The organism is Amycolatopsis sp. NPDC098790 (genome assembly GCF_044759945.1).
Taxonomy (GTDB): Bacteria; Actinomycetota; Actinomycetes; order Mycobacteriales; family Pseudonocardiaceae; genus Amycolatopsis.
Window position 1 is genome coordinate 236,265 of record NZ_JBIWAI010000008.1, and the last position, 23,030, is coordinate 259,294.

General features: G+C 71.4%; 20 protein-coding genes and 1 pseudogene. 12 read left to right on the forward strand and 9 right to left on the reverse strand.

Annotation, left to right across the window (positions count from 1 at the left end; genetic code table 11):
- Positions 1–69: 69 nt before the first annotated feature.
- The 4 genes from ACIQWX_RS44720 to ACIQWX_RS44735 all read right to left on the reverse strand — a co-directional run bounded on the left by ACIQWX_RS44720 (position 70) and on the right by ACIQWX_RS44735 (position 5,866).
- Entirely contained in the window at positions 70–1,632 is a 1,563-nt protein-coding gene (locus ACIQWX_RS44720; protein WP_400884799.1) for a helix-turn-helix domain-containing protein, read from the reverse strand.
- Positions 1,632–3,014, reverse strand: coding sequence for a carboxylesterase/lipase family protein (locus tag ACIQWX_RS44725; RefSeq protein WP_400884801.1), 1,383 nt, complete (start codon positions 3,012–3,014; stop codon positions 1,632–1,634). Before ACIQWX_RS44725 ends, ACIQWX_RS44720 begins: the two co-directional genes overlap by 1 nt.
- Positions 3,011–4,393 (reverse strand): FAD-binding oxidoreductase, encoded by a 1,383-nt coding sequence (locus tag ACIQWX_RS44730; protein ID WP_400884804.1) that lies wholly within the window; start codon positions 4,391–4,393, stop codon positions 3,011–3,013. The genes ACIQWX_RS44725 and ACIQWX_RS44730 overlap by 4 nt, the downstream gene beginning before the upstream one ends.
- A gap of 96 nt (positions 4,394–4,489) precedes the next feature.
- Complete coding sequence (locus tag ACIQWX_RS44735) at positions 4,490–5,866, reverse strand: dihydrolipoyl dehydrogenase family protein (RefSeq protein ID WP_400884807.1); 1,377 nt, start codon at positions 5,864–5,866, stop codon at positions 4,490–4,492.
- 74 nt (positions 5,867–5,940) lie between these two features.
- Here ACIQWX_RS44735 and ACIQWX_RS44740 point away from each other — a divergent pair, with 74 nt between their 5' ends.
- The gene (locus tag ACIQWX_RS44740) at positions 5,941–6,861 is read left to right on the forward strand and encodes a cupin domain-containing protein (RefSeq protein WP_400884810.1); all 921 of its coding nucleotides are present in this window, start codon (positions 5,941–5,943) and stop codon (positions 6,859–6,861) included.
- 777 nt (positions 6,862–7,638) lie between these two features.
- Positions 7,639–8,013, forward strand: coding sequence for an STAS domain-containing protein (locus tag ACIQWX_RS44745; protein ID WP_400884813.1), 375 nt, complete (start codon positions 7,639–7,641; stop codon positions 8,011–8,013).
- On the opposite strand, the gene ACIQWX_RS44750 is transcribed toward ACIQWX_RS44745, so the two are convergent.
- Positions 8,010–8,411 carry an ATP-binding protein gene (locus ACIQWX_RS44750; protein WP_400884815.1) on the reverse strand — a complete coding sequence of 134 codons (402 nt, stop codon included), beginning with the start codon at positions 8,409–8,411 and terminating at the stop codon, positions 8,010–8,012. The two genes, ACIQWX_RS44745 and ACIQWX_RS44750, sit on opposite strands and share 4 nt — an antisense overlap.
- Before the next feature lie 184 nt (positions 8,412–8,595).
- Here ACIQWX_RS44750 and ACIQWX_RS44755 point away from each other — a divergent pair, with 184 nt between their 5' ends.
- From ACIQWX_RS44755 to ACIQWX_RS44765, 3 genes and pseudogenes are all read left to right on the forward strand, one after another.
- Entirely contained in the window at positions 8,596–9,354 is a 759-nt protein-coding gene (locus ACIQWX_RS44755) for a thioesterase II family protein (protein WP_400884818.1), read from the forward strand.
- Positions 9,347–10,911, forward strand: a pseudogene (locus tag ACIQWX_RS44760) (acyl-CoA carboxylase subunit beta). Before ACIQWX_RS44755 ends, ACIQWX_RS44760 begins: the two are co-directional and overlap by 8 nt.
- The gene (locus ACIQWX_RS44765; RefSeq protein WP_400884821.1) at positions 10,911–11,084 is read left to right on the forward strand and encodes an acyl-CoA carboxylase epsilon subunit; all 174 of its coding nucleotides are present in this window, start codon (positions 10,911–10,913) and stop codon (positions 11,082–11,084) included. Before ACIQWX_RS44760 ends, ACIQWX_RS44765 begins: the two are co-directional and overlap by 1 nt.
- Before the next feature lie 6 nt (positions 11,085–11,090).
- Here the strand turns inward: ACIQWX_RS44765 and ACIQWX_RS44770 are convergent, their stop codons facing one another.
- From ACIQWX_RS44770 to ACIQWX_RS44780, 3 genes are read right to left on the reverse strand one after another with little or no spacing between them, the layout of a single operon-like run.
- On the reverse strand, positions 11,091–11,744 hold the full coding sequence (locus ACIQWX_RS44770; protein ID WP_400884824.1) for a response regulator transcription factor: 654 nt from the start codon (positions 11,742–11,744) through the stop codon (positions 11,091–11,093).
- 20 nt (positions 11,745–11,764) lie between these two features.
- Complete coding sequence (locus ACIQWX_RS44775; RefSeq protein ID WP_400884827.1) at positions 11,765–12,880, reverse strand: sensor histidine kinase; 1,116 nt, start codon at positions 12,878–12,880, stop codon at positions 11,765–11,767.
- On the reverse strand, positions 12,871–14,133 hold the full coding sequence (locus ACIQWX_RS44780; protein ID WP_400884829.1) for a nucleotide disphospho-sugar-binding domain-containing protein: 1,263 nt from the start codon (positions 14,131–14,133) through the stop codon (positions 12,871–12,873). Before ACIQWX_RS44780 ends, ACIQWX_RS44775 begins: the two co-directional genes overlap by 10 nt.
- 275 nt (positions 14,134–14,408) lie before the next feature.
- Here ACIQWX_RS44780 and ACIQWX_RS44785 point away from each other — a divergent pair, with 275 nt between their 5' ends.
- Positions 14,409–15,356 carry a proline iminopeptidase-family hydrolase gene (locus tag ACIQWX_RS44785; protein ID WP_400884832.1) on the forward strand — a complete coding sequence of 316 codons (948 nt, stop codon included), beginning with the start codon at positions 14,409–14,411 and terminating at the stop codon, positions 15,354–15,356.
- Positions 15,349–16,308, forward strand: coding sequence for an ACP S-malonyltransferase (locus ACIQWX_RS44790; protein WP_400884835.1), 960 nt, complete (start codon positions 15,349–15,351; stop codon positions 16,306–16,308). Before ACIQWX_RS44785 ends, ACIQWX_RS44790 begins: the two co-directional genes overlap by 8 nt.
- Here ACIQWX_RS44790 and ACIQWX_RS44795 read toward each other — a convergent pair.
- Complete coding sequence (locus tag ACIQWX_RS44795; RefSeq protein ID WP_400884838.1) at positions 16,301–16,546, reverse strand: phosphopantetheine-binding protein; 246 nt, start codon at positions 16,544–16,546, stop codon at positions 16,301–16,303. The genes ACIQWX_RS44790 and ACIQWX_RS44795 overlap by 8 nt on opposite strands.
- 130 nt (positions 16,547–16,676) lie before the next feature.
- On the opposite strand from ACIQWX_RS44795, the gene ACIQWX_RS44800 reads away from it, so the two are divergent.
- The 5 genes from ACIQWX_RS44800 (at position 16,677) to ACIQWX_RS44820 (ending at position 22,995) form a co-directional block, all read left to right on the forward strand.
- Positions 16,677–18,149: an AMP-binding protein gene (locus tag ACIQWX_RS44800; RefSeq protein WP_400884841.1), complete on the forward strand. Its 1,473-nt coding sequence runs from the start codon at positions 16,677–16,679 to the stop codon at positions 18,147–18,149.
- Positions 18,150–18,594: 445 nt separating this feature from the next.
- Positions 18,595–20,043 carry an AMP-binding protein gene (locus tag ACIQWX_RS44805; protein ID WP_400884844.1) on the forward strand — a complete coding sequence of 483 codons (1,449 nt, stop codon included), beginning with the start codon at positions 18,595–18,597 and terminating at the stop codon, positions 20,041–20,043.
- Positions 20,040–21,254, forward strand: coding sequence for a type III PLP-dependent enzyme (locus tag ACIQWX_RS44810; RefSeq protein ID WP_400884846.1), 1,215 nt, complete (start codon positions 20,040–20,042; stop codon positions 21,252–21,254). Before ACIQWX_RS44805 ends, ACIQWX_RS44810 begins: the two co-directional genes overlap by 4 nt.
- The gene (locus ACIQWX_RS44815; RefSeq protein ID WP_400884849.1) at positions 21,251–21,727 is read left to right on the forward strand and encodes a cobalamin B12-binding domain-containing protein; all 477 of its coding nucleotides are present in this window, start codon (positions 21,251–21,253) and stop codon (positions 21,725–21,727) included. The genes ACIQWX_RS44810 and ACIQWX_RS44815 overlap by 4 nt, the downstream gene beginning before the upstream one ends.
- Positions 21,724–22,995 (forward strand): methylaspartate mutase, encoded by a 1,272-nt coding sequence (locus ACIQWX_RS44820; RefSeq protein ID WP_400884852.1) that lies wholly within the window; start codon positions 21,724–21,726, stop codon positions 22,993–22,995. Before ACIQWX_RS44815 ends, ACIQWX_RS44820 begins: the two co-directional genes overlap by 4 nt.
- Positions 22,996–23,030: the final 35 nt, after the last annotated feature.

Below are 23,030 nucleotides of genomic sequence, written 5' to 3' on the forward strand. Positions count from 1 at the left end.
TCTCTCGACGATCGCTGACGCAGGCGCGCTGTGTCAACGGTTCCGAAAAGGGGTTGACGCTAGGGGTGCTCAGTCCAATTCGCGGCTCAGGCGGTGGATGCGCAGCGCCAAGTGGACGTCCAACGCGCGGTCGCCCTCCTGCCAGTCCTCACCGAGCAACGCCGTGATGCGGTCCAGGCGCTGGTAAAGCGTGTTCGGGTGGATCGTCAGCTCTTCGGCCGCCGGGGTTTTGCGGCGGCCGCACCGCAGGAAGACCTCCGCGGTGTGGACGAGGTCCGTGCCACGCTCGTCGTCGTGGGCCAGGAGCGGCGCCAGCGTGCGGGTGACGAACGTGCCGGCTTCCTCGCGCCCGGCCTGGCTCAGCAAGTAGCGGTACGGGCCCAAGTCGGCCGGTGATGCCGTGGAACCCTTGCGTCCCAAAGCGTTCAAGACCCGGACACACGCGACCGCGTCGTCGTACGCGTCGGCCAGCGCGGCCGCTCCGGTCGCCGGTCCCGCCACGCCGGTCGTGCCCAACGACCACGAGCGGACCGTCGCCTCGTCGGAGCGGACCAGAGCGACCCAGCGACCGTCCACTGTGGAGGACAGCGTGGTGAGGGTCCGCAACCGCGGATCTTCGCTCACCACGACCAGGTGCGGACGCCGTAGCTCGCGGGCGTACGCCGGAACTTCGCGGACTCGGCGGGTCACCAGGTGTTCCACCAGCTCCTCGGCCGTCCGGCGTTCGGCGCGCTCGACCGACGCCACCAGCGCGACCGTCATCGCCGAGCGCTCCAGCAGCCGGACGTCCGCCTCGGCGAGCGGGGCGTCGGGAACCACTTGCAGCGCACCGAAATACGCGTTCGCCGACGCGATCGGGACGGTCACCGTCCGACCGTCCACACGGGTCCGCCGAGTGCCGGCGAACAGCGTCGACGGCTCGCCGTCGAGGGCCGCCTCGACGAGCGATCCGGCGCGGGCAGCCGCGCGGACCTCGTCGTGCTCGTCCGCGACCAGCACCAGACCGCTCACCAGCTCCGACAGCGCGACCACGACGTCTTCGGGCGCACCACCGCGCAACGCGACCTCCGACAGCCGGTCGTGCAGCCGGACGGCCCGCTCCAGCCGGTCGTTCGCCCCCGCCAGCGCGGTGACCAGCTTCGCGTTCTCGATGGCGATCGCGGCGAACGAGCCGAGCGACGTCAGCAGCGACGACTCCGCCGCCGTGAACCGGCGCACCGCACGCTGGGACACCATCAGCACGCCGGCCACCTTGCCGCGCAACCGCAACGGCACGCCCAGGATCGTGCGCAGGCCCTCGTCCTCGGCGACGCGGTCGACCTCGCCCAGGTGCGTCAACGCGGCGTCGCCGAGGTAGTCGGCGCTCTGCACCGGTTCGCCCGTGTCGGCCACCTGCCCGGCCAGGCCGCTGTGCGGCGGCAGCACGACACCGCGCAGCCGCGGGCCGAGCGAGCCGTCGGTGACCCGGATGACAAGCGAGCCGTCCGGTTCGGCCAGCGCGAGGTAGGCGACGTCGACGCCGAGCAGCCGCCGCGCGTGGTCGACCACCTCCTGCACCAGCGCGTCGAGGTCGTGGACCGCCGACAGGCGCAGGACGAGGTCGTACAGCTCGCGCAGGCCGTGGGCGTCCATCAGCCCAGGTGCGTCGTCTCGGCCGGGGTCCAGCCCGGGTCGCCGGTGGCGGCGAACCGCGTCCAAGCGGCGTTGACTTCGCGGGCCAGCTCGGCCGGCGGCTCGTCGCCGACGAACGCGGCGGACGGGCCCAGGGAGTCGAACACGAACGGCAGCTCCATGCCGTGGCACGCGCCGAGCCGCGGGGCCCGCCACTCGAACTCGTATCGGAACGACCGGCCCTGGTGGGCATCGACCAGCTCGCGAACGCCGTCGCGGAACACGAGGTCGGTCATGGCCTCGACGAACATCTCGCCCGCTTTCCGTTCGCCCAGGCCGTATCCGCGCAGGACGCCGGCCGCGTCCGGGTGCGACGCCGACAGCATGGCCACGGCCTGCTCGTCGGTGAGCACGTCGAGCAGCCCGGTCGGGCCGAAGTACAGCAGCATCTCCTCGCGGCACGTGCCCGCGATCAGGTCGACGTCAGCACCCGCACCGGCCCGGATCGCCTCTCCGGGGTGCCGCGGCAGCACGTCGTCGCCGACCAGCGGGAGGAACGGGCTGAGGCCGTAGCTGCGGTCCAGCCCGTCTTCGCCGCGCAGGTCGGGGCCGCCGCCGGGCTTGAGGACGGCGTCCTGCGCGTCGAGCAGCCGCTCGGTCGACAGCTTCCGGAACGCGGCGGCGGTGGGTTCGACGCTAAGGCCGTCGGCGAGCACCCGGGCGAGCCGCTCGACTTCCGAGCGTCCGCGCACCATGTTGGCGTGTCCACTTTGGACGACAGCGCGGCGGAAGAGCCCGGCCGACAAAGGCGAACCGAGCAGGCACGCGACACTGATCGCGCCCGCCGATTCGCCGAACAGGGTCACGGTGCCGGGGTCGCCGCCGAACGCGGCGATGTTCTCCTGGACCCAGCGCAGCGCGGCGAGCTGGTCGCGCAGGCCGAGGTTCGTCTCGCCGCCGTCCAAGGGGACGAAACCGTCGATGCCGAGCCGGTACTGCACGGTCACCAGCACCGCGCCGCCGCGGGTGAACGCCGTGCCGTCGTAGACCGGGGCCGAGCCGGTACCGCCGATGAACGCGCCGCCGTGCACGAACACCAGCACCGGAAGGCCCGACGCGCCCGGGTCCGGCGTCCAGACGTCGACCGTGAGGTACTCCGCGCCGGGCCGCCAGCCGTCACCGACCACCGCGGACAGGTCCAGGCCGGGGATCGTCCGATGCCGTTGCGGCGCAGTGGGTCCGGCCTCGCGGGCGTCGCGGACGCCGTCCCACGCCGGGGCCGGGACCGGCGCGGCGAACCGCAGCTCGCCTTCGGGCGCGGCGGCGTAGGGGATGCCGCGGAACCGGACGCCGGTGGCGATCGGCTCACCGCGGACGTCGCCGGAGGTGGTGCGGACGATCATGCGGGTGTCCCTTCGGGGAAGACCTTGCCGGGGTTCAGGATGTTGTGCGGATCCAGGGCTTTCTTCACCGCGCGGTGCATCTCGACCACCGAGGGGCCGAGTTCGCGGACGAGGCCGGGTTGCTTGAGCAGGCCGACGCCGTGCTCACCGGTGACGGTGCCACCGAGGTCGAGCGCGTCGGCGATGATGTCGTCGAACGCGGCCTGGGCGTTCTTCCGCGCGGTCTCGTCGCCGGCCGGCGTGACCAGCAGCGGGTGCAGGTTGCCGTCGCCGATGTGCGCGACGTTCGCGATGTGGACGCCGTGCCGCTGCCCGGCCGCGTCGATGCGCGCGAGCATCTCGGGCACGGCCTGCGTCGGGACGCAGACGTCCTCGGTGAGCAGCGGGCCGAGCCGTTCGAGCGCGGGGTAGGCGAGACGGCGGGCGGAGAACAGCGCGTCGGCCTCGGCCTGGTCGGTCGACTGCGCGGCCCAGGTCGCGCCCGCCCGCTCGAAGCAGTCGAGGATCTCCGCGGCTTCGTGCTCGCCCAGGGCGCCGGGGGCGTCGGTGCGGGCGAGGAGCACGACGTTCGCGTCGGCGCTCAGGCCCATGTTCTTCCACTGGTCGACGGCGGCCAGGCAGTGCCGGTCGACGAGCTCGAGCGCCGACGGCAGCACGCCCCGCGCGGCGACCGCGGCGGCGGCCTGCCCGGCGGCGACGGTCGTGTCGAAGTACCCGGCGACCGTCCGCTCGGCGGCGCGGGCCGGCCGCAGCCGCACGGTGACCTCGGTGACCACGCCGAGCGTGCCTTCCGAGCCGACCACCAGCCCGGTCAGGTCGTAGCCGGCGACGCCCTTCGCGGTGCGGCGGCCGAGCCGGACCAGCTCGCCGGTGCCGGTGACGACCTGCAGGCCCAGGACGTAGTCGCGGGTGACGCCGTACTTGACGCAGCAGACGCCGCCGGCGTTGGTGGCGACGTTGCCGCCGATGGTCGACCACGGCGAGCTGGCCGGATCCGGCGGGTACCAGAGGCCGCGCTCGGCGCAGGCGGCGCGCAGGTCGTCGTTGACGACGCCGGGCTCGACGACGGCGTACCGCTCCCGTTCGTCGATCTCCTTGATCGCGGTGAGCCGGTCGGTGACCAGCACGACGCAGCCGTCGACGGCGTTCGCCCCGCCGGACAGGCCGGTGCCCGCGCCGCGCGTGACCAGCGGCGTCCGGTGGCGCAGGCAGGCCTTCACCACCGTCTGCGCCTCTTCGGCGGTGTGCGGCCGGACGGCCACCGCGGGCCGTCCGAAGGGTGCCCACTCGGCCTCGTCGTGGGCGAACCCCGTCACCACGTCCGGGTCACGGACCAGCCGGTCCGCCGGCAGGGCGGCGGCCAGGTCGTCGATCAGCATCCGCGGGAACCTCCTCGTCACCGGGTTCCCACGCTAGGGCGGCGGCGCCGGTCTCGCCATGGGGAAAGTCCCCACCGGAGGCCGCCGTCGGTGTGCTCACCGCACAGGGATGACCTCGTTGAACGCCTCGGTCGAGCTGGGGTGCGTGTAGATGGCGTTCCGCAGCTCGGTCGCGGTGACGTCGTGGCGGATGGCCAGCGCGACGGTGTTGACGACCTCCTGGGCGTCGATGCTCAGCAGCGCCGCGCCGAGGACCAGATCGGTGTCGGCGTCCACGATGAACTTCATGATCCCGCGCGTCTCCTCGACCGTGTACGCGCGCGGCATGGCGACGATGTCGGCCACCATCTTCTTGCCCACCTTGATGTTGCGGCCCTGCGCGCGGGCTTCGCGCTCGGTCAGGCCGACGGTCGCCAGCGGCGGGGTGGTGAACAGCGTGTGCGGCACGGCCACCCGGTCGGCCGTGGTGCGCTTGCCTTCGCCGAGCAGCTGGTCCAGCACGATCCGGGCGTCGTCGAGGGCCACGTAGGTGAACTGCGGGCCGCCGTTGACGTCGCCGACGGCGAAGATGTGCGGCTGGCTGGTGCGCAGGAACTCGTCGACCTCGACGGCGCCGGTCGGGGTGGTCCGGACGCCGGCCGCGTCGAGCCGCAGCCCGTCGGTGACGGGACGGCGGCCGGTGGCGGGCAGGAGCGCGCTGGCCTCGACTTCGTGCGTCTCGCCGTCCTTTTCGTAGATGACCTTCGCGACCGCGCCGCTGTCCTCGACCTTCGTGATCTTCGCGCCGGTGATGATCCGGATGCCGTCGCCTTCGAGGATCTCGCGGGCGACCTCGGCGATGTCTTCGTCCTCACGCGGCAGCAGCCGTTCCGCTCCTTCGAGGACGGTGACGTGCGTGCCGAAGTGCTGGTAGATCGACGCGAACTCGAGCCCGAGGTAGCCGCCGCCGACGACCACCAGCCGCTCGGGCAGTGTCGCCGCCTGGGTGAGCTCGGTGCTGCTGACCAGGTGCTTGCTCGTGGCCAGGCCAGGGATCGGCGGGACGACCGGCGCGGAGCCGGTGCTGAGGACGACCGTCGGCGCGGTGACGGTGATCCGGTCGTCCCCTTCGCCGACGGTGACGGTGTGCGGGTCGGTGAACCGGGCGGTGCCGGTGAGGACGGTGACGGTGTCCTTCCCGTCGAGCGAGGCGAAGTTGCCCGCGCGGAAGGCGCTGGTCAGGGTGCGGACGCCGGCGATCGAGCGGGCGAAGAACTCCTGCGCGTCGTCTTCGAGGCGGCGGGCGCCGGAGTAGTGCACGAGCATCTTGGTCGGCACGCAGCCGACGTTCGGGCAGGTGCCGCCGTACATGTTTTCGGAGCGCTCGACGAGGACGACGCGCTTGCCGGCGTCGCCGAGGGCGTGCGCGGCGGTCTTGCCGCCCTTGCCGAAGCCGATGACCAGGACGTCCGCGGTGAGCTCGGTGGTTTCCATGCGACCGAGTCTGCGTCGAGATCGGTGATCCGGACAGGCTTGCCAGGATCAGATTTCGGCCCCAAAGTATCAGAGTGGACACGGTCAGCCGACTGCTGCGCATGGCCCAGCTCGAGGCGACGCTCGAGAAGCACTGCCTGCTCGGGGCGGGCACGCGGATGGACGTCGCCCGGTACGGCCGGCTCGAAGTGCCGTTCCACGTCCTCCTGGACGGCGAGTGCCGGCTGTTCGTCGGCCGCGAGGTGTTCGACCTGCGGCCCGGCGACGTAGTGCTGATCCCGAGCGGCGCCGCGCACCGGGTCGTCACGGCGGGACCGGGCCGCCCGCGGGGCACGGTCGAGACGGGCGGAGAGGCGTTCGTCACGACCCGCAGCGAGCGCGGCGGCGACCCGGTGATCGACCTGTTCTGCGGCCACTACACGGTCAACGCGGGAGCGGGCGCGCTACTGTTCCGCAGCCTCCCGGGCGCGGTGCACGTGGCATTCGGGCAGTCCACCGACACCGACGAAGTCCTGCGCGGGCTGAGCGCGTTGATGCGCGCGGAAGCGGACCGCGAAGGTTCGGGCACGGCGGCGATCCTGTCCGCGCTGTGCACGGTGCTGCTGGCAATGGTGCTCCGCACGGCCCGCGGCGCATCGGACGTGGTGTGGACGGCGGTGACCGACCCGGGCATAGCGGACGCGGTGGGGAGCGTCCTGGCCGAACCGGGGGAGGACTGGTCGATAGAGCGGCTCAGCCGCCAGGTATCGATGTCCCGCGCGACGTTCCTGCGACGATTCGTCCGCGAGACGGGCATGACGGTGGGGACGTGGCTGGCCCGAGCCCGCATGATGGCGGCGGCCGAGCTCCTGACCACGACGGACGTATCGGTGGCAACGATCGCGGACCGGGTGGGATACCGATCGGAGTCGGCGTTCACCCGGGCGTTCAGGGCCGAGCTGGGCACGACGCCGGCACGGTTCCGGCGGAAGACGGTGAGCAACCTCCAGTCGTGAACGGGAAGCGGGCAGCAAGAGGAGAGCACGGTGTCACCGGATTTCCCCGGCCGGCGAAGCAGGCCGACCACGGCGTCACCAGGTTTCCCTGGCGGCCGGCAGAGCAAGCCGACCACGATGTCACCAGGTTTCCCCGGCGGCCGGCAGAGCAGGCCGACCACGACGTCACCAGACCTCCCCCGCCCTCCTCCCAAGCCGCATTCCAGTCGACGACCGGGTTTGTCAAGGCACGCTTTCCCGCCTTGACAAACCCGGGCGTCGACGGACAATCCAAACGGAGGGCGGGGGAGGTCGGACCCGCTTCGCCGCGGCAGACCAGGAAGCCGAGCTTCTTCCGCGGCAGAAAAGAAAAAGACTGTCCTCGCCGGACGGGCAGGCTCTGGGATGGCCGGGGTTTCGGACTCTCGTCACCTTCTCAAGGTGGGCCGCTGGGTGGTCATCCCGTCGCCTGAACGAGGCCTATCACTTTGAGCCGGGCCCGCAAGCTTGGCATGCTTCCTCGCCTTGGTCTGTGGGTTGCGGGCCCGGCTCAAAGTGATTTCACGGCCTCAGGCGACGGGATGACCACCCAGCTCCTCTTGTGGGCCGCGCTACGCGCGGAACGGCCGGCTTCTTTGAGAACCACTGTGCAACGGTTGCGCATCGCTTGTACACTGGTGGCTCAGCGGTTCAGCCTGCAGCCGTCGTGCCTCGACCCCGCCAGCCCCGTCCGGGCTGCCCGTGGACCGGACCCGGCGTCCGGCCTCACGGCGCTTGTGCCAAGGAGGCCCTCCGCGCATGCTCGCTCCCGAGACTTGCCCGTCCGCGATCTTCGATGTCACGACCACGGCTCACGCGAGCGTGGTCACCGCCACCGGCGAAGTCGACCTCGCCGTCACCGCTCACCTGGAAACGCTTCTGCGCCAGGAAATCCGGCTCGCGCCACCGGCGCTTGTGTTCGACGCTTCGGCCGTGACCTTCTGCAGCGCACGCGTCCTGACGATCCTGATCGACACCGCGGTGGAAGCCGCGGCGAGCGGGGTGCCGTTCGCGGTCGCCGGCCGGTGCCGGGCCCTGTTGCGGCCGATCACCGTGCTGCGGCTGGAGCACCTGCTGCCGGTGCACTGGAGCACCGGGGAAGCGCTTGCGTGGCTCAGCCTGACGCGGGCCTAACCCTCTTCGCACCCGACGCGGGCCCAGACGAGCTTGCCCTCGTCGTGGTGGCTCACGCCCCAGTCGACGCACAGCTGGTCCACCAGCAGCAGGCCCCGGCCACCACCGTGGTCGGGGACCCGCATCCTCGGTTCGCCCGTCCCCACGTCGGCCACGGCCACCGTCACCTCGCACGGGTCGTGCGCGTGGTGGATGCGCAGCTGCCGAGGGCCGCCGCCGTGGACGTACGCGTTCTCCAGCAGCTCGCCGACGACGATCAGGGTGTCGATCAGGTCCGTCTCCCGCAGCGTGCCCAGCTTGGCTTCCGCCCACCGCCGGGCCTCCGTCAGCCCGGGCCGGTCCGCACCGGCGACGTCGAGCACGTACCACCCCGCCTGATCGGCTCCGTTCCAGCTCACGCGCACGTGCGACTCCTCCCGACACCGCGCTTCCCCACGAGCGCGGCACGCTCGCGAACGGCTTACCCGGTTCGCCGGGTCTTATTCGCGCGCCGGGACCGTAGGGGCCGTTAGGGGTCGTTGGACGGCCTTCGCGCTGGCTAGCTTGGCCGGACGGAGGCTCGATCCGGAAGGCGGGGACGACATGGTCGCAGGGGACAACGCCGAGGAGAACTGGTTCCGCCGGTTCGCCGCGTCACCCGGGGCGAAGGCGCGGCTGGTCTGCCTGCCGCACGCCGGCGGCTCGGCCACCTTCTACTTCCCGGTCGCGAAAGCACTGGCCCCGGACGTCGAGGTCCTCGCCGTCCAGTACCCGGGCCGGCAGGACCGGCGCCACGAACCGTTCCTGACCAGCATCGGCGCCATGGCCGACCGCGTCGCGGACCTGCTGCGCGACAAGACCGACCGCCCGCTGGCCCTCTTCGGGCACAGCATGGGCGCGATGGTCGCCTACGAGACCGCGCGGCGCCTCGAACGGGACGGCGTGCCCGTCGCGGGCCTGTTCGTCTCCGGGCGACGCGCGCCTTCGCGGGTGCGTGACGAGAGCGTGCACACCCGGACCGACGCGGGCGTGATCGACGAGCTGCGGCGGCTCAGCGGCACCGAAATGGACCTGCTCGGCGACGACGACGTCGTCCGGATGATCCTGCCCGTGGTGCGCAACGACTACCGCGCCGTCGAGACCTACCGGGACATGCCGGGCGAGCCCCTCAAGACCCCGATCGTCGCCTTCACCGGCTCGGCCGACCCGATGGCCACGATCGACGAGGTCGAGTCGTGGGCAGACCACACCTCCGGCGGCTTCGAGCTGGTGGAGCTGTCCGGCGGGCACTTCTTCCTCACCCGCCACCAGGACGTGATCCTCGGCCGGCTGGCCGCCGAGCTCGGGGGCGTCCGTGTCTGAGGCGCCGGCCGCGTTCGCCCACCGGCTCGACGAACTGCGCGAGATCAAGGACGCCGCGCGCCGCGGGCCGGACGAAGCCGCGACGCGCCGGCAGCACGAGCGCGGCAAGCTGACCGCGCACGAACGGATCGAGCTGCTCCTCGACCCGGCTCGTTCACCGAGCTCGAGGCGCTGCGCCGGCACCGGGCGACCGGGTTCGGCCTGGAGCAGCGGCGGCCGCACTCCGACGGCGTCGTCTGCGGCTGGGGCACGGTCGACGGCCGGACGGTCTTCGTCTACGCCCACGACTTCCGGATCTTCGGCGGCGCGCTCGGCGAGGCGCACGCGCAGAAGATCCACAAGGTGATGGACCTCGCCGAGGCCGCGGGCGCGCCGCTGGTGTCGCTCAACGACGGCGCCGGCGCCCGGATCCAGGAGGGCGTCACGGCCCTGGCCGGGTACGGCGGCATCTTCCGCCGCAACACCCGCTGTTCCGGGGTCATCCCGCAGATTTCGGTGATGCTCGGCCCGTGCGCGGGCGGCGCGGCGTACTCGCCCGCGTTGACCGACTTCGTGTTCATGGTCCGGGAAACGTCGCAGATGTTCATCACCGGCCCCGACGTCGTGCAGGCGGTGACGGGCGAGGAGATCACGCAGAACGGCCTCGGCGGCGCCGACGTGCACGCGGAGACCTCCGGCGTCGCCGCGTTCGCCTACGACGACGAGGCGACCTGCCTGGCCGACGTCCGGTACCTGCTGTCCCTGCTGCCGTCCAACAACAACGAGACACCGCCGCACGTGCCGGCCGGCGACCCGGCCGACCGGCGCACCGACCGGCTGCTCGACGTCGTGCCCGTCGACCCCGCCCGCGCGTACGACATGGGCGACGTCATCGCGGAGATCGTCGACGACGGCGAGTTCCTGCCGGTGCACGCGGGCTGGGCGACCAACGTCGTGTGCGCGCTCGCCCGCCTGGACGGGCACGTCGTCGGAATCGTCGCGAACCAGCCGGCCGTGCTGGCCGGGGTGCTCGACATCGAGGCGAGCGAGAAGGCCGCGCGGTTCGTGCAGACGTGCGACGCGTTCAACATCCCGCTCGTGACGCTCGTGGACGTCCTCGGCTTCCTGCCCGGCGTCGACCAGGAGCACGGCGGCATCATCCGGCACGGCGCGAAGCTGCTCTACGCGTACTGCAACGCCACCGTGCCGCGGGTGCAGCTGATCCTGCGCAAGGCCTACGGCGGCGCGTACATCGTGATGGACTCGCGCTCGATCGGCACCGACGTCTCGCTGGCGTGGCCGACGAACGAGATCGCCGTGATGGGCGCCGAGGGCGCGGCGAACGTGATCTTCCGCCGCGAGATCAAGGCGGCCGACGACCCGGAAACCGTGCGTGCGTTGAAGATCAAGGAGTACCGCACCGAGCTGATGCACCCGTACTACGCGGCCGAGCGCGGCCTCGTGGACGACGTGATCGAGCCGGGCGAGACGCGGTCGCTGCTGATCCGGTCGCTGGCGATGTTGCGGAACAAGCACGCCGAGATTCCGGCGCGCAAGCACGGGAACCCGCCGGTGTGATGGGCGAGCCGGTGGTGCGGGTCGTGCGTGGCGCGCCCGACGAAACGGAACTGGCGGCGCTGGTGGCGGTTTTGGCCGCCGTCGGCGCCCAGCCGTCCGCGCCGGAACCGCCGAAGCCGGCGCGTCCTCGCCGCCGGCCGCGGTTCCGGCCGGCGACGAGCTGGCGCAGCTGAGCCCGTTCAGGCGCGGACGTTCGTACTGTCCAAATAGGTCAGCACCGCGCGGATCCGGCGGTTCTCGTCGCGGCTCGCCTCCAGGCCCAGCTTCGCGAAGATGTTGCTGATGTGGTTCTCCACCGCGCCCTGCGTGACGACCAGCTGCTTCGCGATCGCCGCGTTCGACAACCCCTGGGCCATCAACCCCAAGACCTCCGTCTCGCGCGCCGTCAGCGCGTGCAGCGGGTCGCGGTTGCGGGACAGCATCTGCGCGACCACGTCCGGGTCGATCGCCGAGCCGCCGCCCGCCACCCGGCGGACCGCCTCCAGGAACTCGCGCACGTCGGCGACGCGCTCCTTCAGCAGGTACCCGACGCCGGACGTGCCCTCGGCGATCAGGTCGATCGCGTAGCTGCCCTCGACGTACTGCGACACCACCAGCACCGGCAGGCCCGGTACCTCCTTGCGGGCCGCGAGTGCCGCGCGCAGGCCCTCGTCGGTGAACGTCGGGGGCATCCGGACGTCGGCGATGACCAGGTCCGGGTGGTGCTCGCGGACGGCGACCAGCAGGTCGTCGCCGTTGGACACCGCGGCCGCGGTCTCGATGCCGACGTCGGCGAGCAGGCTCTGCACGCCGGCCCGCAGCAGGACGGAGTCTTCGGCGATGACGACACGCATTGTTCCCACTCCCAAGGGGTTCACCAGCGGACGGGCAGGTCGGCGCGGACCACCGTCGGGCCGCCCGCGGGGCTGACCACGGTGAGCACGCCGTCGATGGTGGCGGCGCGGTCGGCGAGGCCGGCCAGGCCGCCGCCGGGACGCACGGACGCGCCGCCGTGGCCGTTGTCGACGATCTCGACGACGACGGTCTCGTCGTCTCGGGTCACCCGGACCGTCGCGCGGTCGGCGCCCGCGTGCTTGGTGATGTTGGTCAGCGTCTCGCTGACGATGAAGTACGTCGTGGTCTCCACCGGCGCCGGCGGCCGCGGTTCGACGCTCACCTCGACGTCGACCGGGATCGGCATCCGCGCGGTCAGCGACGACAGCGCCGCGTCCAGGCCGCGGTCCTGCAGCACCGGCGGGTAGATGCCGCGGGCGAGGTCACGCAGCTCGGACACCGCGAGCTTGGCGTCCGCGTGCGCCGCGCCGATCAGCTCGCGCACGGCCGACGGGTCGTCGTTGTCCAGCTTCAGCTGCGCGCGGCCCAGGCTCATCGCGACGGCCACCAGCCGCTGCTGCGCGCCGTCGTGCAGGTCGCGTTCGATGCGCCGGCGTTCGGCCTCGACCGCGTCGACCCCGCGGGCGCGCGAGTCGCTCAGCTGCTGGGTGCGGGCTTCGAGCTGCTGCGTCCGGTTCGGACCCAGCATCGACGCCGTCAGCGCGGCGTGCATCGCCCCGATCCGCGGCGCGACGAAGATCCCGAACGGCGGCACGGCGACCGAGACGATCCCGGCGACGAACTCCACGATGCCCAGCGGGAACGCGAGCAGCACGTAGTTCACCTCGTGCCAGGTGACCGGGTCGACCAGCCGGGCCTGCCACGTCTGCAGCAGCCCGGGCCCGTGCGGCCGGCGGCGCGGCGCGGCGATGCCGGCGTCGAGCATGGCGCCGGCCCAGCGCCGTTCCAGGTCCGCGAACCCGCGGACGAGCGAGGTCGCCGCGATCAGGATCGGGATGCCGATCCACAGCATGGTGGTGGCGATGCCGAGCACCATCGTGACGAGCGTCAAGACGAACGCGAAGATCCGCAGCGGCAGGCTCGCGAGCAGGAAGCCGATGGTGCGGACCACCTTCGGCCGCCCGGTCACCGGCATCGCGCGATCCGTTCCAGTTCCGGGACGAGGTCGTCGAGCGTCGGCGTCGCCAGCATCTCGTCCCTCACCTCGAGCGCGCAGGCGCGGAACGACGGTTCCGTCAGCAGTCTTTCCAGTCCACTTCGGACGGACTGCGGCGTGACGTCCTCGAGGTCGAGCACCAGGCCGTTGCCGCGCTTCTCCTGCGCGACGGCGGAAACCCGCTCGCTCCACGTGGTGCCCGGGATGATCAGCTGCGGGACGCCGTTGACGACCGCGTTGCCGATCGTCGCGCCGCCGCCCTGGTGCACGATGGCCGAGCAGCTGGCAAGCAGCTCGTACATCGGCACGAAGTCCACCGCGCGCACGTTGTCCGGGATCTTCTTCACCGACGCGAGCTGGGCCGCGTTGAGCGTGGCGATCACCTCGACGTCGAGGTCGGCGAGCCCGTCGAGCAGGTCGGCCACCGACGTCTCCTCTACGCCGAGCACCTGGCGGTTCGAGATGCCCAGCGTCAGCATCACCCGCGGCCGCTCCGGCGTCTCCAGCACCCAGCGGGGGATCGCCATCGGCTTGTTCTGCGGGATGAACCGCGCCGGGACGTAGTCGACGTCGACGCCTTCGTAGCGCAGGTAGGACGGGTGGCAGTCGAGCGTCTTGACGCCGTGGCGCAACGCTTCGTCGTATTGCGCGCCGAACCGGCCCACCGCGGCGGACATCCACTCGACGAACGGGTCCGGCGTCGTGTCTTCGGGGTGGCTCGCGCGCAGGTCGCGGTACTGCGCGGCGATCCGCGCGGTCTGGTCGGCGGCGTACATCATCCGCAGGTGCGGGACGCCGAGGACGTGCGCGACGATCGGGGCCGCGTAGATCATCGGGTCCCAGACGATCAAATCCGGCTGCCAGCCCTTCGCGAACCGCACCAGCTCGTCGAGCAGCGTGTCCGGGGTGGTCCAGCGGAAGACCTCGACCCAGTGCTCGTAAACGGTCCGGACGTACTCCTCGGTGTAGCGCTCGGGCCGGCTTTCGGAGATGCGGAAACCGCCCTGCATGGCGTTGTCGCCGTCCATCTGCAGCTGCCGGTGGCGCGCGATGTCCAGCTCCTCGCCGAACCACATCGCGTCGAGGCCGGTCTCGGCGAACGACGCCACCTCGCGCGGGTTCCGCTGACCCACGAACCGGACCTCGTGGCCGGCCGCGGCCAGCGCCCAGCCGACCGGGGCCATGCTGTAGACGTGCGTCCTCGTCGGGAACACCATCATCATGACGCGCATGGACGCACTCCCCGGAAGTCGGCTGCTGCTGTCTAGAAAGTAGTGCGCGCGCGCCGCCAGGCCGACCCGGCAACGCGCCGGTAGGGGTCGGCGACCCCTGTTCCGGTAACGGATCCTTCCCGCCGGTGGCGGCCGTGCGCTAGGGATTTCGAGTGGGTTTGGAACGGCTTTAGACGCCCCTTAGGGGCTGGTTCCGGCGGCCACGCGAGGGCTAGACATGAACGTGGGTCCGGCCGCGTGTGCCGGGGCGAGGGATACGAACAGAGGTGATGAACATGGCCGTGGCACCGATCACGAAGGGCTGGGTGCCCTTCGGGGGGCACCGCACCTGGTACCGCGTCACCGGGGAGACCGGGGGCGATGCGCCCGCCGTCGTCGTCGTGCACGGCGGGCCGGGGAGCACGCACGACTACCTGCTGAGCCTCTGCTCGCTCGCCGGGCACGGGTTCCCGGTGGTGCACTACGACCAGCTGGGCAGCGGCGGCTCGACGAGGCTGCCGGGCAAGGGCGCCGACTTCTGGACGCCGGAGCTGTTCGGGGACGAGCTGGACAACCTGGTGCAGCACCTGGGCATCGAGGACAACTACGTCCTGTTCGGACAGTCGTGGGGCGGCCTGGTCGTCGCGCGGCACGCCGCGCAGCGCCCGGACGGCCTGCGCGGACTGGTGATCGCGAACTCGCCGGCGTCCTACCAGTTGTGGCGCCAGGAGATGGACGTGCTGCGGGCCCAGCTCCCGCCGGGCGTCGACGACCAGCTGCGGGCGCACGAAGCCGCCGGCACCACCGGCGCGCCGGAGTACTTCGAGCTGATGCGCGCGTTCTACGACCGGCACGTCTGCCGTGTGCTGCCGTGGCCGGCCGACTACCTGGCCTCGTTCATGGAGATGGCCGACGACAACACCGTCTACGCCACCATGAACGGGCCGAGCGAGTTCACCGTCACCGGCACGCTCAAGGACTACTCGGTGATCGACGAGCTCGACGACATCGAAGTGCCGACGCTGCTGATCTCGGGACGCCACGACGAAGCCACCCCCGTCACCGTGCAGCCGTACTTCGACCGGATCCACGACGTGCGCTGGGAGATCTTCGAGGACTCCAGCCACGTCCCGCACCTCGAGGAGCCCGAGCGGTTCCGCGAAGTCCTGCTGGGGTTCCTGCGGGACGTCCACCCCACCGCACCCGCGAGCCGGGTCGAACGAGAGGTCGCCAGTCATGGATGAGGACACCCGGGCGGCATCGGCGGTCGTCTTCCCCGGGATGAGCCCCTGTCGCTTCGCCGACTTCGGCAAGTTCCTGCTCATCAACCCCTTCGCCCGCCGGCTGATCGGGGAGGCGAACGAGCGGCTCGGCTACTCGCTGGTCGACCGCTTCCGCGAAACCGAGGGCGACTACTCGCCGTACGCGCAGGTCGGGTTCATGCTCACCTGCGTCGCACTGGCCGAGTGGGCCGAGGAGGAGCAGGGGATGAGCCCCGACTTCTGCGCCGGCCCGAGCTTCGGCGAGAAACCCGCCAGCGTGTACGCCGGGTCGCTGACCTTCCCGGACGCGGTGTGGATGACGGCGGAGCTCGCGCGCTGCCTGACCGAGTTCTTCGACACCGAGTACACCGACGTCGTCACGCACTCGTTCGTCCGCACCCCGGAGGAGAAGCTGAAGGACGCCCTGTCGCAATTGGACGCCAAGGGCGAGTGGTTCGACATCTCGTGCTACATCGACCACGACTTCTACATGGTTTCCGTGCGCGAGAAGAACCTCGACTGGCTGAAGCAGACGGTCCGGAGCATGGGCGGGCTCTCCCTCTACACGATGCGGCCGCCGTTGCACTCGCGCGCGTTCGGGGCGCTGCGCCGCAAGGCGGAGGACGAGGTGCTCGGCGACCTGGAGTTCCACGACCCCCTGCTGCCGATCGTCGCGGACCAGGACGGCGAGATCCTGCGCACCGGTGACCAGGTGCGCACGATGCTGCTCGACAGCATCGTCAAGCCGATGCGCTGGCCGGACGTCGTGCACACGCTCGCCGGCAACGGCGTGCGCAAGCTGTGGGTCGCGGGCCCGGACACGCTGTTCGGGCGCGTCCGCGTCACCACGAGCCGCTTCGAGGTCGTCACGGTCAACCCGCGCATGGCCCTGCAACCCCGTCGTCGGGGCGCAGGACCTTCGCGGGTCAGCTAGCGGGCTGCAGCGCGGACAGCGTGGTCCAGAGCCGGCCGGGGTTCTCGAACGTCTCCAGGTTCAGGGCGTCGTCCTCGAACCGCACGTTGTAGCTCTGCTCCAGCACGGAGAGCAGCTCCACGGTGGCGAGCGAGTCCAGCCCGTACTCGCGCAGCGGGGTCCCTTCGGTCAGCGCCTCCTCGGCGGGCAGGAAGGGGAGGAACGTGCGAAGGGTCTCGTCGAAAGTGCTGTCCCACATGGCTACTCCGGATCGCTAGGTTGGGATCTACCGAGAGGAAACCGACCGCCCGGTTCGGTTTTGGACTCTACCGCGCGTCACCGTCCCGGATCGACGCATCGGCACCCCTATTCACAAGCGGAGGACTTCGATGGACACGGTTGCCACCAGCGGGCTGCACACGCGGTTCCTGCGCGGCCTCGAACGCTCCGGTGGCGGCGTGGCCGTCCACGTGGGCGACCAGGCGCTGAGCTACGAGCGGCTGAACGACCTGGCCCTCCTGTGGGGCGGCGCGCTGGCCGAAGCCGGCGCTCGCACCGTAGGGGTTTTGGCGGGCAGGGGAGTCACGGCGTACGCGGGGATCCTGGCCGGGCTGTACGCCGGCGCGACGGTCGTCCCGCTGCGCCCGGACTTCCCGGCGGCGCGCACCGCCCAGATGGTTTCGGCCGCCGGGGTCGACGTGCTCATCGCCGACGAGCGGGGTCGCGCGGTGGCGCCTCCCGGAGTTCCGGTGCTGAGTGATCCTCGTTCGTCGCAGGCGTTGTCGGCACCGCTGGCGCCTACTTCGGACACCGCGTACGTGCTGTTCACGTCGGGTTCGACCGGGCGCCCCAAGGGCGTGCGGATCGGGCACGCGGCCGTCGACCACTACTTCGGCCTGCTGGACGAGCGGTACGACTTCACGCCGGACGACGTGTTCTCGCAGACGTTCGACCTGAACTTCGACTGCGCGATGTTCGACCTGTTCTGCGCGTGGGGCGCGGGGGCGCCGGCGGTCGTGCTGCCGGGCGGGGCGTACCGCAACCTCCCGCGGTTCGCGGCCGAGCGCGGGCTCACGGTGTGGTTCTCCACGCCGAGCGCGATCGACCTGGTCCGCCGCACGGGCGGCCTGACCCCGGGCGCGCTGCCGGGGCTGCGGTGGAGCTTCTTCGCAGGGGAGGCGCTGACGGTCCGCGACACGGCGGACTGGCGGGCCGCGGCGTCGTCGTCGCTGGTGGAGAACCTGTACGGGCCGACCGAGCTGACGATCACGGTGTCGGGCTACCGCTGGGACGACGTCGTGACGCCGCAGATCGCGGTGAACGGCGTGGTGCCGATCGGGACGGTGCACGCGGGCCACGACCACATCCTGCTGGACGGCGACGACGTCGAGGGCGAGCTGGCCATCGCGGGCCCGCAGATGACGCCGGGCTACCTGGACCCGTCCGACGAGCAGGGCCGGTTCGTGGAGCGCGACGGGAAGCGGTTCTACCGGACGGGTGATCGCGTGCGCCGGCTTTCCGACGGGCTGGCGTACCTGGGCCGGTTGGATTCCCAGGTGCAGGTGCTGGGGTGGCGCATCGAGCTGACGGAGGTCGAGCACGCCCTGCGCGACTGTGGGATCCAGGACGCGGTGGCTTTGGGGGTCGCGGGGGACGTCGGGACTGAACTGTTCGTGTTCTACACGGGTGGGGAGCGGTCGGTGCTGGAGATGGTCCGGGCGCTGCGGTCGGTGTTGCCGGAGGGGGTCATTCCGCGGCATTACCGGCACGTGGACGAGTTCCCGCTGAACTCGAACCGCAAGATCGACCGCAAGACGCTGGCGGCCCGCGCGGCGGAGATCCTCGCGCCCGCTTCCGTCTGAGGGAAGTGCGGTGAAGGCCTCCTTACCGGCTTCGGTGACCGGTGAGGAGGCCTTCACGACGTTCCAGCCGCGGGCCGCGGCGCGGGCGGCCCGCGCGGCGAGAGCGGGCGGCGCGGGCGGTGGGCCGGGTGCGGGTGTCTTGAATGAGTCATTCAGGTCGCCGGAGGTCCTGAATGACTCATTCAAGACGTTCGGGAGCGACTCGGCGAGGCCCCGGCGCCCGTCGCCTGAGCAGTCTGCCGCGGCTTGGTCGTGAGTGGGAAACAGGGTTCTAACCCTGTTTCCCACTCACGACCGCTTTGGCGCGCCCGGACCCCGGCCGGAGCGGGCTTAGGGGCCGTTAGGGGTGTGGATCCGCAGGTCGGCGCGGCTAGCTTTTCGAAGGTCTCCAGGTGTGTCTTCCACGCCGGCCCGGTCATCCTTCGAGTCCTACGGAGTGGCAGTCGTGAACGATTCTCTGGTCCATTCTCTGCTCGACGCGGCGGCGGCCGACGCGGCCGGGGCGTCGGCCGTCCGGGACCGTGCCGGTGCCTGGACCTACGGTGAGCTCGAGGCGTGGAGCCACGCCGTCGCCGTGGTGCTCGCCCGTCGCGGGGTCGGGCACGGCGATCGCGTCGTCGTGCAGCTGCCCACCGATCGGGCGCTCGTCGCCCTCTTCTACGGGACCTCGCGCAGCGGGGCCGTGTTCGTGCCGATCAACCCGGCCATGAAGAAGTTCCACTTCGACTCCGTCGTGGCCAACGCCGAACCCGTCCTCGTGCTCACCCCCGAGACCTTCGATCCCTTTTGGACCGAAGTGGAAGAGAACAACGGGCAGAAAGCGGAAGCCGCGAAAACGAGCGAAGACGACATCGCCGTCCTCGTCTACACCTCCGGCAGCACCGCCGCCCCGAAGGGCGTGATCGGCCCGCACCGCCAGGTCACCTTCGCCTCCCGCGCCATCCAGGAAGTCCTGGGCTACCGCCGGGACGACGTCGTCTTCTGCCGGTTCCCGATGTCCTGGGACTACGGCCTCTACAAGGTCCTGCTGAGCACGCTCGGCCGCAGCGAAATCGTGCTCGCCGACGCCGAGTCGGACCTGCGGCTGCTGCAGCGAATGCGCGAGGTCGGGGCCACCGTCGTGCCGATCGTCCCGTCGCTGGCCACCATGATCGCCACGCTCGCGCAGCGCGACACCGAGCCGGCCGCGCCCGTGCGGCTGTTCACCAACACCGGTGCGGCGCTGCCCGACTCCACCATCGCGCAGCTGCGCGAAGCCTTCCCCGGGGTCAAGGTCGTCCGCCAGTTCGGCCAGACCGAGTGCAAGCGGATCACGATCATGCCGCCCGGCGAGGACACCGAGCGCCCCGGTTCGTCCGGGCTGCCGCTGCCCGGCACGTCCGTGCTGATCCTCGCCGCCGACGGGACCGAGCTGCCCGCCGGGGACATCGGCGAGATCGTCGCCGCCGGCCCGCACGTCATGCCCGGCTACTGGCGGGCACCCGAGATCTCCGCGCGTGCGTTCCGCCGCGACGAGACCACCGGCGAACCGCGCCTGCACACCGGTGACTACGGCCGCCTCGACGCCGACGGCTACCTCTACTTCGAGGGCCGCCGCGACGACATGTTCAAGCGCAAGGGCATCCGGATGTCCACTTTGGAAATCGAAGCCGCGGCGATGGACATCCCCGGTGTCCGCGCGGCGGGTGCGATCCCGCCGAGCGAGACGCGGGACCTCGCCATCTGCGTCGAGACCGATCTGCCGCCCACGACCGTGCTGCGCGAGCTGGCCAAGCGCCTCGAGCCGCAGAAGGTCCCGTCGCTGTGCCACGTCGTCGAGGAGTTCCCGCTCACGGCGCACGGCAAGAACGCCACCAAGGAACTCGCGCAGCTGGTTGAGGGGGCCCGCGCATGAGCAAGTACGACGATCTCGCCGCGAAGTACGGCACGCCCGCCTACGTCTACGACCTCGACGTCGTCGCCGAGTCGCGCGACCAGCTCTTCGGCATGCTGCCCGAAGGCTTCCACCTGTTCTACGCGCTGAAGTCCAACCCGCACCCGGAAATCGGGCGCGAGCTGCGCCGCGGCGGCTGCCGCGCGGAGATCAGCTCCACCGGGGAACTGGTCAACGCGCTCGAAGCCGGGTTCGACCCGGCCGGCATCCTCTACACCGGACCGGGCAAGACGAACGACGAGCTGGAGCACGCGCTCGCCGCCGGGGTCCGGCTGTTCTCCGTGGAGTCGCTGACCGACCTGCAGCACGTCGGCGCGGCGGCCGGGCACCAGGGCGTGACCGCGTCCGCCCTGCTGCGCATCAACACCACCGCGAGCAGCGGCGGCACCGGCATCCGGATGATGGGCCGCCCGTCCCAGTTCGGCATCGACGCGGAAACGCTGCCCGAGCTCATGCCCACGCTCAAGGCGGTGCCGGGCGCGCGGATCGTCGGCGCGCACTTCTTCACCATGAGCAACGCCCAGGACGAGGACGCCCTGCTCGGCGAGTACGAGTTCGTCCTCACCTCGGCCGCGCGCCTGCGCGACGAAGTCGGCCTGCCTCTGGAAGTCCTGGACATCGGCGGCGGCTTCTCCTCGCCGTACGCGGTCCCCGGCCCGCGCACCGACTACCCGAAGCTGCGCGGCGGCCTGGAAACGCTGCTCGACCTGCACCTGCCCGAGTGGCGCGACGGCGGGATCGAGCTGGCCTGCGAGTCCGGCCGGTACCTGTCCGGCAGCTGCGGTTCGCTGCTGGCCGGCGTGGTCAACGTCAAGAAGAGCCGCGGCAGCCGGTTCGTCGTGCTGGACGCCGGGATCAACGTCGTCGGCGGGCTCTCCGGGATCGGAAGGCTGCTTCCCGCGGCCGTCGGCGTCGAGGAGACCGGCGACGTGGTCGGCAGCCTCGTCGGTCCACTGTGCACTCCCGGCGACTCGCTCGCCAAGGCGGCGAAGCTGCCCGAGCTGGCCTCCGGTGACGTCGTCACCGTGCCGAACGTCGGCGCCTACGGCGTCACCGCCAGCCTGATCAGCTTCCTCGGCCGGCCCACGCCGGTGGAGATCGTGGTGCGCGGCGGCAAGGCCCTCTCGGTGTCGCGTTTGGACTACCAGCGCGTCTACGAGGTTTCGCCATGACCGAAGAACTGCGCGCCTACGGCGCCGGGATCGTCACCGAGCCGCCGCGGCGGACGGTGATCGTCAGCAGCATGGCGTCGGACTCCCACACCTGGAACCTGGTCTACCTCGAGCTGCTCGTCGGCGAGCTCGGCTTCGACGTCGTGAACCTCGGCGCGTGCGTGCCCGACGAGCTGCTGGAGTCGGAATGCCTGAGCCGCAGGCCGTCGATGCTCGTGCTGAGCAGCGTCAACGGCCACGGCCACCAGGACGGGATGCGCGTGATCCAGCGGCTGCGCGCCCTCCCCGAGCTGCGCCGGCTGCCGGTGGTGATCGGCGGCAAGCTCGGTGTCGACGGCGCGCTGACCGCGGAGGAGACCGCGCAGCTGCTGCTCGCCGGGTTCGACGCGGTGTTCGACGACCAGCAGGGCGCGGCCTCGTTCCGCCGGTTCGCCGCGACGTTGTCGGCCGGGGTTTCCCAGGTGGAGGCGTGAGCTTCGAAGAGTTCGTCGCGCGACGGCACGCCGCCGGCGAGCTCGTCGTGCAGCCCCGCATGGGGTTCGCGGACCCGGCCGTCATGCGCGCCGGGCTGGCCGCGACGAAGGACGCGGCCGCCGCGACCGTCGGCACCGTCACGCTGGACAGCTACACCCGAGTCTGCGACACCGCTTCCGTGGCCCACGCGCTGAGCAACGGGATCGCGCTCAACGGCTACCCGATCGTCAACCACCCGCCCGAGGTCACCCGCGCGATGCTCGACGGCCTCGAAGGCCCGGAGTTCCCGGTGCAGGTGCGCCACGGTTCGGCGCGGCCGGCGGACATCTTCCGTGCCATGATCGCCGCCGGCCTGCACGCCACCGAGGGCGGGCCGGTCTCCTACTGCCTGCCCTACAGCCGCACGCCGCTCGACGAGAGCGTGCGCAACTGGGCGCACTGCTGCGACCTGCTCCTCGACGCCGAACACCCGGCCGGCCGACCGCACCTGGAGACGTTCGGCGGCTGCATGATGGGCCAGCTGTGCCCGCCGAGCGAGCTGGTCGCGCTGTCGGTGCTGGAGGCGTTGTTCTTCTACCGCAAGGGCGTCCGCAGCATTTCGGTCAGCTACGCCCAGCAGACGAACATGACGCAGGACCAGGAAGCCGTGTCCGCGCTGCGCCGGCTGTGCGCCGAACTGCTGCCCGACGCCACCTGGCACGTCGTCATCTACGCCTACATGGGCCTCTTCCCGCGGACGTCCGACGGTGCCCGGAGCCTGCTGGGGCGGGCGGCCGAGCTGGCCGTGACGACCGGGTCGGAACGGCTGATCGTGAAGACGACCGCGGAGGCGCACCGGATCCCGACCGTCGCCGAGAACGTCGCGGCGCTGGAGCACGCGGGCGCGGCGGCGCGGGCGGTCACCGAACAGGCCATTGTGGACGCGGACAACCAGGTCTACCGCGAGGCGTACGCGCTCGTCGACGCCGTGCTGAACAGCCACGCCGACCTCGGCCGCGCGATCGTCGTCGCGTTCAAGCGCGGCCTGCTCGACGTCCCGTACTGCCTGCACCCGGACAACGCAGGGCAGGCGCGCAGCTTCCTCGACCCGGCGGGCCGGCTCGGCTGGTCCGAGCTCGGGTCGCTGCCGCTGCACCGCGTGGTGGAACGCCGCCACGCCGACCGGATCACCTCGTCGACGCTGATGTCGGCGCTTTCCCACGTCCAGAACGCCTTCGACGCCGAGGCGCTGGAACAACCGATGAGAGCGATTGGGGGCGAGTCGTGACGAGTTCACGCCGGACAGTCCGTGCGTATCCGTTC